The sequence below is a fragment of the Plantactinospora veratri genome, assembly GCF_036421995.1.
GTDB classification, from domain to species: domain Bacteria; phylum Actinomycetota; class Actinomycetes; order Mycobacteriales; family Micromonosporaceae; genus Plantactinospora; species Plantactinospora veratri.
In genome coordinates this window covers 1-11579 of the sequence record NZ_JAZGQL010000021.1, presented here as the reverse complement: position 1 = coordinate 11579, position 11579 = coordinate 1, and the positions used below count along the sequence as shown (strand labels likewise).

Annotated in this window: 11 protein-coding genes; 2 read left to right on the top strand and 9 right to left on the bottom strand. The window is 74.9% G+C overall.

Translation table 11 applies throughout. The features are described 5' to 3' along the window. Positions 1–20 precede the first annotated feature (20 nt). From V1634_RS24810 to uraD, 8 genes are read right to left on the bottom strand one after another with little or no spacing between them, the layout of a single operon-like run. Entirely contained in the window at positions 21–1208 is a 1188-nt protein-coding gene (locus V1634_RS24810; RefSeq protein ID WP_331210294.1) for a DUF6986 family protein, read from the bottom strand. Next, on the bottom strand, positions 1208–3514 hold the full coding sequence (pucD, locus tag V1634_RS24805; protein ID WP_331210293.1) for a xanthine dehydrogenase subunit D: 2307 nt from the start codon (positions 3512–3514) through the stop codon (positions 1208–1210). Before pucD ends, V1634_RS24810 begins: the two co-directional genes overlap by 1 nt. After that, a complete protein-coding gene (locus tag V1634_RS24800; protein WP_331210292.1) occupies positions 3511–4866 on the bottom strand; it encodes an 8-oxoguanine deaminase in 1356 nt (451 codons plus the stop codon). Before V1634_RS24800 ends, pucD begins: the two co-directional genes overlap by 4 nt. Further along, complete coding sequence (locus tag V1634_RS24795) at positions 4863–5336, bottom strand: (2Fe-2S)-binding protein (RefSeq protein ID WP_331210291.1); 474 nt, start codon at positions 5334–5336, stop codon at positions 4863–4865. The genes V1634_RS24800 and V1634_RS24795 overlap by 4 nt, the downstream gene beginning before the upstream one ends. Further along, positions 5333–6196, bottom strand: a complete 864-nt coding sequence (locus V1634_RS24790) for an FAD binding domain-containing protein (RefSeq protein WP_331210290.1) — start codon at positions 6194–6196, stop codon at positions 5333–5335. Before V1634_RS24790 ends, V1634_RS24795 begins: the two co-directional genes overlap by 4 nt. Beyond that, on the bottom strand, positions 6196–7074 hold the full coding sequence (gene pucL, locus V1634_RS24785; protein WP_331210289.1) for a factor-independent urate hydroxylase: 879 nt from the start codon (positions 7072–7074) through the stop codon (positions 6196–6198). Before pucL ends, V1634_RS24790 begins: the two co-directional genes overlap by 1 nt. A 12-nt stretch (positions 7075–7086) precedes the next feature. Beyond that, positions 7087–7470: a hydroxyisourate hydrolase gene (uraH, locus tag V1634_RS24780; protein ID WP_331210288.1), complete on the bottom strand. Its 384-nt coding sequence runs from the start codon at positions 7468–7470 to the stop codon at positions 7087–7089. Then, positions 7467–7976 (bottom strand): 2-oxo-4-hydroxy-4-carboxy-5-ureidoimidazoline decarboxylase, encoded by a 510-nt coding sequence (gene uraD, locus V1634_RS24775; protein WP_331210287.1) that lies wholly within the window; start codon positions 7974–7976, stop codon positions 7467–7469. Before uraD ends, uraH begins: the two co-directional genes overlap by 4 nt. A gap of 146 nt (positions 7977–8122) precedes the next feature. Between uraD and V1634_RS24770 the strand changes: the two genes are divergently transcribed. Continuing rightward, the gene (locus V1634_RS24770) at positions 8123–9796 is read left to right on the top strand and encodes a PucR family transcriptional regulator (protein WP_331210286.1); all 1674 of its coding nucleotides are present in this window, start codon (positions 8123–8125) and stop codon (positions 9794–9796) included. 70 nt (positions 9797–9866) lie between these two features. Here the strand turns inward: V1634_RS24770 and V1634_RS24765 are convergent, their stop codons facing one another. Next, entirely contained in the window at positions 9867–10424 is a 558-nt protein-coding gene (locus tag V1634_RS24765) for a nucleotidyltransferase family protein (protein WP_331210366.1), read from the bottom strand. 339 nt (positions 10425–10763) lie between these two features. Between V1634_RS24765 and V1634_RS24760 the strand changes: the two genes are divergently transcribed. Continuing rightward, entirely contained in the window at positions 10764–11579 is an 816-nt protein-coding gene (locus tag V1634_RS24760; protein ID WP_331205637.1) for a SigB/SigF/SigG family RNA polymerase sigma factor, read from the top strand.

Below are 11579 nucleotides of genomic sequence, written 5' to 3'. Positions count from 1 at the left end.
CCCCGCACGCCCGGTGGCGGTCACACCGCCGCCAGCGCCGCCCGGTCGTAGCCGGTCTCGTCCTCGGTCAGCGCGCCGCAGTCGAGCCCGCGCAGCAGGAAGCCGGCGAGCGCCCGGGCCGTCGCCGGCTCGTCCAGGATCCCGCCGGAGCGCCCCGCAAGGTACGTCCGCAGCCGCGCCACCGCCGCCGCCCGCCCCTCCCGGAAGAACGCGTACGTGCCGGCGAACCGGGTCGGCAACTGGGCCGGATGCAGGTCCCAGCCCTGGTAGTAGCCGCGTTCCAGCCCGCGCCGGACCAGCGCGGCGTGCTCCGCCCAGCCGGCCTGCACGGCAGCGGTGTCACCGACCGGGAGCAGGTTGGTCGAGCCGTCCGCCAGGCGTACCCCGGTCCCGGCGGCGGCCACCTGCATCACCGCCTTGGCGAAGTCGGCGGCCGGGTGCGCCAGGCTCTGCTGCGCGGCGGCGATCCCGCAGGCGGCGCTGTAGTCGTAGGTGCCGTAGTGCAGCCCGGCGCACCGGCCGGCGGCCGCCCCGATCAGCCGGCCCGGCGTCGCCAGCCCGTCCGGGCCGAGGATCGCGGCCGGCGTCTCGATCTGCACCTCGAAGCGGAGCCAGCCGGCCGGCAGCCCGTACGCCGCCTCCAGCCGCTCGCAGAGCAGCACCATCGCCTCGACCTGGGCCGGTACGCTCACCTTCGGCAGCGTCACCACGAACCGGTCGGCCGGGGGCAGCTCGGCACCGCCGTCGCGCAGCGCGTCCAGGAAGAGGTCCAGGGTGCGCACCGCCCGGCGCCGGACCGGCCCGGTCAGGCTCTTGATCCGCAGCCCCGTGAACGGCACCCCGAGCCCGCCGCCGACGAGCCGCCCCGCCGCCCGGGCCGCCTCGTCCTCGGCCTCGTCGTCGGGTGTCCCGTAGCCGTCCTCGAAGTCGATCCGCAGGTCCTCGATCGGCTCCCGGCGCAGCTTGTCGACCACCCGATCGTGCAGCGAGGCCGGAAAGGGCAGCGGCGGGTGCTCGCGCAGCGCCGCCAGCGCCGCCGCACCCCACCGTGCCGGCAGCCCCGGGCCGCAGCGGTCGGCCGGCACGTAGACGGTGTGCACCGGCTGCCGCCCGGACGGCTGGCCGGGATAGCGCCGCCGCAGCTCGGCGTCGACCGGCGCCAGCCGCCCGTCCAGCTCGGCGTAGACCTCCGGGGGGAGCCGGCCCATCAGCCGGTCCCGGTCAGGTGCTCGGGCCGGACCGGTACCCGGGCCAGCGGCAGCCCGGTCGCCGCCCGGATCGCCGCCACGATCGCCGGGGTGGCCGAGATGGTCGGCGGCTCCCCCACCCCGCGCAGCCCGTACGGGGCGTGCGGGTCCGCCAGCTCCAGCACGTCGACCGTCATCGGCGGCACGTCGGCGACGGTCGGGATCAGATAGTCGGTGAAGGACGGATTCCGGATCACCCCGTCGACGACCTGGAGTTCCTCCATCAGCGCCAGCCCGAGTCCCTGGGCCGTGCCGCCGTGGATCTGGCCCAGCACCGCCTGCGGATTCATCGCCCGGCCCACGTCCTGGGCGGTGGCGATCTCCACCACCCGGACCAGCCCGAGTTCGGGGTCCACGTCCACGGTGGCCCGGTGCGCCGCGAAGGCGTACTGCACGTGCGCGTCACCCTGCCCGGTCACCGGGTCCAGCGGCCGGGTCGGCCGGTGCCGCCAGCGGACGGTCTCCTCGACCGGGCCGGCGGCGAGCAGCTCGACCAGGGTGCCGAGGGTACTGCCGGCGGCGTCCCGTACCGCACCACCGGCGAACTCCAGCCCGTCCGGGTCGGGTCGGCCGGCGGAATCGGGCAGTCGCGCCGCCAGCGCCGCCCGGACCGCCCGGCAGGCCGCCCGCACCGCACCGCCGGTCATGTACGTCTGCCGGGACGCCGACGACGACCCCGCGCTCCCCACCGAGGTGTCCGCGGTCGCCACCACCACCCGCTCGACGCCCAGCTCGGTCCGGGCGATCTGGGCCTGCACCGTCACCAGCCCCTGCCCCACCTCGGCCGCCGCGGTCCGCACCAACACCGTCGGTTCGCCGCCGACCAGCTCCAGCCGGACCCGCGCCGTCGAGTAGTCGTCGAAGCCCTCCGAGAAGCAGACGTTCTTGATCCCGATCGCGTACCCGACCCCCCGGACCACCTGCTCCGGCCCGGTCGTGTTCGCCACCCCGCCCGGCAACTGCCGCGGGTCGTCGCCGGCCGGCGGCGGTGCCGGCCGGTCCCGGACCAGCTCCAGCAACCGGGCCACCGGCGCCGGCCCCTCCACCCGCTGCCCGGTCGGCATCGTCCCGCCCTCGGCCAGCGCGTTGCGGACCCGCAGCTGCACCGGATCCAACCCGACCGCCTCGGCCAGCCGGTCCATCTGCGACTCGTACCCGAAGCACGCCTGCACCGCCCCGAACCCGCGCATCGCCCCGCACGGCGGGTTGTTGGTGTGCACCCCGTACGCGTCCACCGTCACGTTCGGCACCCGGTACGGCCCCACCCCGAGGCTGGCCGCGTTCGCCACCACCGCCGGAGTGGTGGACGTGTACGCCCCGCCGTCGAGCAGGATCCGGGCCCGTACGTAGACCAGCTCGCCGTCCCGGGTCGCGCCGTGCTCGTAGCGCAGGATCGCCGGGTGCCGGTGCACGTGCCCGACGAACGACTCCTCCCGGCCGTAGACCATCTTCACCGGCCGCCCGGTGCGCAGTGCCAGCAGGCTGGCGTGCACCTGCATCGACAGGTCCTCCCGGGCACCGAACGCGCCGCCCACCCCGGCCAGGCGGAGCCGCACCAGCTCGACCGGGAGCCCGAGCGCGGCGGCGACCTGCCGCTGGTCGGCGTGCAGCCACTGGGTGGCGACGTAGAGTTCGATCCCGCCGTCCTCGGCCGGCACCGCCAGCCCCGACTCCGGCCCGAGGAACGCCTGGTCCTGCATGCCGACCCGGTATTCGCCGGTCACCACCACCTCGGCGACGGCGTCCGGGTCACCCCGGCGGATCGGCACGTGCCGGACCAGCCGGCCGCCGGCCAGCGCCGCCTCCGGGTCCGTCACCGGCTCCCGCACCAGGTAGTCGACCACGATCCGCCCGGCCGCCCGCCGCGCCGTCTCCGGATGGTCGGCGGCCACGATCGCCACCGGCTCGCCCCGGTAGCAGACCTCGTCGACGGCGAGCACCGGCTGGTCCGCCACCTCCAGCCCGTAGTACCGGTCACCCGGCACGTCGTCGGCGGTCAGCACCGCGTACACGCCCGGTACGGCGAGTGCGGCGCCGACGTCGATGCCCCGGATCGCCGCCGACGGGTGCGGGCTGCGCAGGGTGACGCCGCACAGCATGTCGTAGACCCACAGATCCGACGAGAACGCGAACTCGCCGCGCACCTTCAGCGCCCCGTCCGGTCGTACCGGGCTGGCCCCGATCCCCTGGGAGGCCGGAGCCGCACGGCCGGGCGCGGCCTCGACCCCGTCCCGCACGCGCCGTGCGCCGCCCGACGGCCCGGTCATCGTCGTGCCTTCCGGACCAGCGTCCGGTGCGCCCGCCGGAGCCCCCGCGCCAACTCGCCCGGGTCGGCCGTGCGCAGCTCACCGTTGTCGACCACCGGCGCACCCCCGACCAGCGACAGCTCCACCGGCGCCGGCGGCCCGAAGACCAGCGCCGCCACCGGGTCGTCGATGCCGACGTGCCCGAGCCCGTCCAGCCGCCACAGCACCACGTCGGCGAGCTTGCCGACCTCCAGCGAGCCGAGCTGGTCGGCCCGGCCGAGGCAGCGCGCCCCGCCGACGGTGCCGAGCGCCAGCGCGTCCCGGGCGGTCAGCGCCGCCGCCCCGCCGCGCAGCCGGGCCGCGTAGAGCGCCTGGCGCAGCTCCGCGCCGAGCTGGCCGGCCTCCTGCGAGGCCGGCCCGTCGACGCCGAGCCCGACCGGTACGCCCCGGTCCAGCAGTTCCCGGACCCGCGCGGCACCGGCACCGAGCCGGGCGTTCGAGCTGGGACAGTGCGCGACCGAGGTGCCGCTGCCGGCCAGCGCGTCCAGCCCGGCGTCGTCCAGGTGTACGCCGTGCGCCAGCCAGACGTCCGGGCCGAGCCAGCCGAGCCGTTCGGCGTACTCGACCGGGGTGCAGCCGTGGGTCTGCCGGCAGTACTCCTCCTCGTCGACGGTCTCGGCGAGATGGGTGTGCAGCCGTACGCCCCGGCGCCGGGCCAGCGCCGCCGACTCGGCCATCAGTTTCGCGGTGACGCTGAACGGCGAGCAGGGCGCCACCGCCACCCGCAGCATCGCGTCGTCGGCCGGGTCGTGGTAGCGGTCGATCGCCTCCTCGGTGGCGGCCAGCGCCGCCTCGGTCTCCTCGACGATCTCGTCCGGCGGCAGCCCGCCCGCCGACGCACCGAGGTCCATCGACCCGCGGCACGGGTGGAACCGCAGCCCGACCCCCCGGGCCGCCTCGACCTGGGCGGCCATCAGGTCACCGGCGCCGGCCGGATAGACGTAGTGGTGGTCGGTGCTGGTGGTGCAGCCGGACAGCGCCAGCCAGCCGAGTCCGGCGGCGGTGGTCGCGGCCACCACCTCGGCGTCCAGCCCGGCCCAGACCGGATAGAGCGCCTTCAGCCAGCCGAACAGCTCCTCCTGCTGCGCCATCCCCCGGGTCGCCCACTGGTAGAGGTGGTGGTGGGTGTTCACCAGGCCGGGGGTGGCGAGGCAGCCGGTGCCGTCGATCCGGCGTACCGAGCGGTGGTAGCGGGGGGCGTGCCCGGGGCCGACCGCGACGATCCGGCCCTCGTCGAGCACCAGGTGCCCGTCGGAGTACTCGGTGCCGGCCGGGTCGACGGTGGCGACGGCGCAGTTCTCGATGATGATCACGATTCGTCCTCCCGGCCGGCGGCCAGTCGTACCGCCGTCAGGATCTTCTCGTATCCGGTGCACCGGCACAGGTTTCCGGCCAACGCCTCGCGGATCTCCGGATCGGCCGGGGACGGCGTCCTGGCCAGCAGGTCGTGTACGGCGACCACGAGTCCGGGGGTACAGAATCCGCACTGCACGGCGCCGGCCGCGAGGAACGCCCGCTGCACCGGGTCGAGTTCGCCCGGCCCCGGGCCGAGCCCCTCCACGGTGACCACCTCGCGGCCCCGCGCCTGTCCGGCCGGGACCAGGCAGGCGCAGACCGGCTCGCCGTCCAGATAGACCGTGCAGGAGCCGCACTCCCCCTGCTCGCAGGCGTTCTTGGCGCCGGGCAGGCCGAGCCGCTCCCGCAGCACGTGCAGCAGGCTCTCCCCGGCCCAGACGTCGTCGGCCCGGCGCGGCTCGCCGTTTACCACGCAGTCGATCCTCACCCGTCGCCCCCTCTGCGATGCTCCGCCCAGACCCGCTGCACCGCCCGCCGGGCCAGTACCCCGAGCGCGTGCCGGCGGTAGGCGGCCGTACCGCGTACGTCGTCGATCGGACTCGCCGCCGCCGCGACCAGCTCGCCGAAGCGGCGGACCAGCGGTTCCGGCAACGCGGCCCGGTCCGCCCAGGGCAGCTCGGCGGCGAGCAGCTCCTCGGCCGCCGCCGCCCGGACCGGGGTCGGTGCCGCCGAACCGATGCCGGTGCCGACCGTCCGGTCCGCCGGCCGCAGCGCCAGCGCGAACGAGCAGACCGCGATCACCATCGCGTTCCTGGTGCCGACCTTGGCGAACTGCTCCGGCCCGCCGTCCGGGGCGATCAGCACGGCGGCGATCAGCTCGTCCGGGGCCAGCAGGCTGCGCTTCGGTCCGGTGCAGAAGCCGGCCACCGGCACCCGGCGGACCCCCCGGACCGAGGCCAGCTCCACCAGCGCCCCGGCGGCGAGCAGCGGCGGCAGCGCGTCACCGGCCGGCGAGGCCGAGCCGAGGTTGCCGCCGACGGTGCCCCGGTTGCGGATCTGCGCCGAACCGACCGTCCGGGCCGCCATCGCCAGCCCCGGCACCCGGCCGGCGAGTTCGGTGACGATCCGCCGGTACGGCACCCCGGCGCCGAGCCGCAGCAGGCCGTCCTCGACGCCCCAGTCGGCCAGCCCGGCGACCCGACCCAGGTCGAGCAGGGCCGGCGGGCGGCGGCGGGCGAAGTTCAGCTCCACCATCACGTCCGTGCCGCCGGCCACCGGCAGCGCCTCCGGGTACGCCGCCCGCGCCGCCAGCGCCTCGGCCCAGCTCTCCGGTTGCAGGAACTCCATCAGCCCGCCCCGCCGTCCCCGGCCGCCCCGGCATCCGGCTCCCGAGTCACCGTGCCCTCGATCAGCCCGTACGGCCGGTCGGTGGCCACGAAGATCTCACCCGGGTTGTCCAGCCCGAACGGCGCCAGGTCAACCAGCAGGTGGTGGCGGTTGGGCAGGGCCAGCCGCACCTGTGCGATCTCCGGACGCTCGGCGAGTACCCGGTGCCCCATCGCGTACAGGGTCTGTTGCAGCGAGCGGCTGTAGGTTTGCACGAAGGCGTCGACCAGCGCGGCCCGCACCCCGGCGTACGACCCCGCCCAGTCCCGCCCCGGGCCGGCCGGGTCGACGTCGTGGTGCCGCCACCGCGCCTCGACGGCGGTGGCCAGGATCCGGTCGCCGGTCTCCGGCAACGTCGTGTACCGGTCCTTCAGGTAACCCCGGAACTCCGAGTCGGTGCTGTTGAGCAGCACCAGCCCGGAAACCCCGGACTCCACCACGCTGCCCTCGGCGTCCACGGTCACCGTGGCGGTACGGCTCTCGGCACCGTCGCGCTGGAACGAGTGCGGGCCGAGCCGCCGCCAGCCGTGCTCGGCCAGTTCCACCCGGGCCCGGGAGATGGCCGGTACGTTCCGGGCGAAGTGCCGGGCGAGCAGCAGGCCGAACTCCTCGGGCTGGTCGACGCCGTGTTCCCGGGCGAAGGCGTAGACGGTGTTCTTCTGCGAGTCGGTCGGGAGCACGTGCGCGTTGTCCCCGCTGCGGTGCACCTCGTCGAGGTCTCCGGCGAGCGCGATGCTGACGGTCAGGTCGCGCAGTTCGTGCCGGGGACCGTCCCGGCGTACCCGGACCAGCCGCACCTCGGCCTTGCCGTACTGGTTCGCACCGAGCACGATCGCCACCGCCGCGCCTCCTCAGCTTCCCCGATAGGTGGTGTAGCCGTACGGGCTGAGCAGCAGCGGCACGTGGTGGTGCCGGTCCGGCTCGGTGACCTGGAAGGCGACCACGATCTCCGGGAAGAAGACCTCGCCGGACGGGTAGTGGCGCTCGACCTGGAACACCAGCCGGTAGCCGCCGGCCTGCCAACCCCGCAACGGCAGCCGGTCCAGCAGCGGTGTCCAGTCGGCCAGCCGCCCGTCGGGGTCGGTCCGGCCGTGTGCCACCGGCGTCCAGCCGCCGCTGTCCCGCCGGTCGAGCCGGACCGGGATGTCGGCGGCCGGCTCGCCGCGCACGGTGTCCAGCACGTGCGTGGAGATCCGGATCAGGCCGTCCGGTGCGTCAGTCCGGTCGTCGCTCACGAGAGCAGCCTCCTCAGCCGGAGCAGCGCGATCTGCCGCAGTTCGCCCCGCACCACCTCGCGTTCGGTGCCGGGATCGTTGCCGAGCCGTCGCCGGGCCGCCGCGAGCAGTTCCAGGTCCGTCCGGCCGTCGGCGAAGACCAGGAAGAGGTGTCCGAACCGCTGCTCGTACTCCCGGTTGGCCCGGTCGAGTGCGGCCCGGGTGTGCTGGTCGGCACCGTCGAGTCCGGACTGTTCCCGGCGGGACCAGTCCGACTCCCGACCGGTCCCGGCCGGCCGTTCACCGATCCGCGGGTGTGCGGCCAGCGCCTGCGCCACCTCCGACCAGGTCAGCCGGCGCAGCGCGGCGTCGGCCACCGCGACCACCGCCGCGACGTCCGGGTACGGCCTCCGCTCCGCCACCGCGCGGGCCCAGTCCGGTACGGCGCAGCAGGCGAGCAGGGCCTGCTCGGCCTGGCCGGCGGACCGCCGGTTGAACTCGTCCAACCCGGTGCTGACGGTGGCCACCCGTTCACCTCCTGCGGTTGACCAGAAGTACAACAGCCCGGCGGTGCCCGGGTGAACCGGCGCGATCACCGAAACCACCGCCGCCCGCCGTATCGTTTTCGTAGGTTCCTCCAACCGGCCTGTCGCCGGGATCGGACGGGTACGCGATGCTGCTGCGTGAGGCGCTGGACCGACCCCAGTTGCGGCTGACGCTGCTCACCGGCGAATCCGGACTGGACCGCCCGATCAGCCGGGTGTACGTGACCGACCTACCCGATCCGCGCCGCTACCTCTCCGGCGGCGAGATCGTGCTCACCGGGCTGATGTGGCGGCGCCGTGCCGGTGACTCGGACGGGTTCGTGGCGGCCTGCGCCGCCGCCGGGGTCGCCGCGATCGGGGCCGGCGACGCGGCGTACGGCTCGGTGCCGGGAGACCTGGTGACGGCGTGCCGGCGGTACGGCGTACCCCTGTTCGAGGTGCCGGTCGAGGTCTCCTTCCGGGACATCATCGACGAGGTCACCCCGACCCTGTGGGCTCGACGGGCGAACGGGCTGGCGACGGTGCTCGGCCGGTACCGGGGTCTGGTCGCGGCGATGGCCGGCGGCGCCCGGTTGGCCGACCTGATCCAGCCGGTCGCCGCCGACCTCGGCGTCGACTGTTGGGTGCTGACCTCGACCGGCCGGGCCGTCGCCGGCACCGGGGCGCTGCCGGCCGGTTCCCGCCGCCGGTTGGCGGCGTCGTTCCTGGCCGCCGGTCGGTTGCCGGCGGTGGTCGAGGTCGACGGCCGGCGGGTCTGGCTGGTCGCCGTCGCCGGCCGACCCGAGCATCGGCTCGCCGCCTGGCTGCTGGCCTGTGCGGCACGGGAGGCGGAAGCGTCCGCGCCCGACGTCACCGCCCGGCCCGGGGCCGCCGGTCCCGGCGCAGACACCGGCCGGTGTCCGGAGACCGGCCGCTTCCCGGAGACCGGCCGCTCTCCGGTCGGCGAGTCCGCGCCGCCGCCCGGGCTACCGGAGGCGGCAACCGAACTGGTCAGCCTGGTGGCGCTGGAACGGGCCCACGCCGACGAGGCGGGTCGGCTGGAGCGGCGACTCGCCGACCAGTTCGGCACGGCCCTGTGCTCCGGCGCCTCCCGGGCGGAGCTGCGCGCCGCACTCTCCGCCTGCGGGTTGCCGCCCCGGTCGACCCTGCTGGTGGCGGCCGTCCGGCTGACCGGGCTGACCACGCCCCCGGAGCTGGCGGTCGCGGTCACCGAGGAACTCGCCCGGTCGACGGCGCTGCCGGCCGTGGTCACCGGCGCCGGCCGTCCCGGGACGGTGCTGGCCGTGCTGGCCGGCGGACGGACCGAACTCGCCGAGGTGTGCGAGGCGGTCCGGGGCACGGTCGCCGGGCTCGTGCCGGGGCTCGGCGCCGGGCGGCTCGCGGTGGGGATGAGCGGACCGGTCACCGACCCGGGCGGCCTGCCGGGCGCGGTCGAGCAGGCCGAGCACGCCCTCGCCACGGCGCTCGCGGACCCCGGCCCCGGCACCGTGGTCTCGGCCGGAGATCTCGCCTCGCACCTGCTGCTGCTCTCCGGCGTACCCGCCGAGGCGCGACGGGCGTTCCGGGACGGGGTACTCGGCCCGGTGCTGGCCTACGACCGGGCGCACGACGCCGACCTGCTCCGCACGTTGGACGAGTTCCTCGCCTGTTCCGGGTCGTGGAGCCGGGCGGCCGAACGACTGCACCTGCACGTCAACACGCTGCGGTACCGGATCGGCCGGATCGAGCAGCTCACCGGGCGGGACCTGTCGCGGTTTCCCGACCGGGTCGACTGCTATCTCGCGTTGCGGCTGCCGCACTGAGGCCGGACCCGCGACGAGCGGGCGTCGGCCGGACGAGGACGGGTCACCGTGTGGGGCGACGCCCGCCGCGTCACGGTACGGTCGCCGGTGGCACGTCCAGGTCCGCGTCGTCCGCGACATCGGCACACGGTACGACCGACAGCCGCGCCTGGTGCCGGCGCAGGTACGGCCGGGCGCCGACGTCACCGACCGCCAGTTCGGCCACGCCGGACCAGTGTGACCGGCCGAGCAGTACCGGATGGCCGCGCCGGGTGCCGTAGCCGGCCGTTCCGAGCGCGTCCGGTGCGGCGATCTCGACCAGCCGACGGACCGCCTCGGCGGTGATCCCGGGCATGTCGACCAGCAGGACGACCGCCGCGACGGCGCCGGAATCCCGCAGCGCGGTCAACCCGGCCCGCAGCGAGGAGCCCATCCCGGTCTCCCACTCCGGGTTGTGCACGGCTACGGCGTCGCCGAGTTCGGCCCGGGACCGGATGGCCGGTGCGGCGGCCCCGAGCACCGCGACGACCGGGTCGCAGCCACCGTCCCGGGCGACCTGGACCGCCCGCTCGACCAGGAGCTGGCCGTCGAGCCGGACCAGTGCCTTGGGCCCGCCGTAGCGCCGCCCCGCGCCGGCGGCGAGCACCAGCCCGCCGACCCGCTCGGCGGGCTGGTGGGCGGCGAGCCGGTCGACGGGTGCGGGCCGTCCGGTGGTTGCCGACCGCCCGAGACGGTCCGGTACCGGCTCGTCCGGCGCGAGTTGGGTCACGGTCGGCAGCCTAGTTCAGTCGAAAGATCTCGACGAAGTTCCGCTTATGAGCGGTATTATCCGTTTTATACATCAGCCGTTCGGCTAGCATCCGCCGATACCAACGGGCTAAGGTGATGCCTGAACAGCCACACGACACCTCCACCACCCGACCACCACATAACCAACCTCCACCACCGAACAACTCACACCCCCGCCCACCCAGCAGGGAGGACCACCATGACAACCACCACAGCCCCCACCACCACGGCCCCGGCCACCACCCGGACCACACACCCCACCCCCAACGACACCGCCACCGAACTCCTGCACGCCATGACCGCCCTACCCACCCACCACCCCTCCCGACCCGCCCTCCGCGACAAGGCCATCGAAGCCTGGCTCCCCCTGGCCCACCACCTCGCCCACCGCTACAGCGGACGCGGCGAACCCACCGACGACCTCACCCAGACCGCCGCCGTCGGCCTCATCAAAGCCATCGACAAATGGGACCCCACCCGCGGCGTCGATTTCGCCGGCTACGCCATCCCCACCATCATCGGCGAACTCAAACGACACTTCCGCGACCGCACCTGGGACATCCGCGTCCCCCGCCGCCTCCAGGAACTCCGCCTCGCCATCAGCGAAGCCAACAGCAACCTCCTACAAACCCTCGGCCGCTCCCCCACCATCACCGACATCGCCACCCACCTCAACCTCACCGAAGAAGAAGTCCTCGAAGGACTCGAAGGCGCCCGCGCCTACAACGCCGTCTCCCTGTCCACCCCCACCGGCGACGGCGACCGCACCACCGAACTCGGCGACCTCCTCGGCGCCGAAGACAACGAATACGAACTCGCCGAACTCCGCGTCGCCCTCGGCCCCGCCCTCGCCACCCTCGACGAACGCGAACAGAAAATCCTCACCCTCCGCTTCTACGGCAACCTCACCCAATCCCAGATCGCCGAACAGATCGGCGTCTCCCAAATGCACATCAGCCGCCTCCTCACCCGCGCCCTCACCAAACTCCGCGGCCAACTCGCCGACACGTACTGA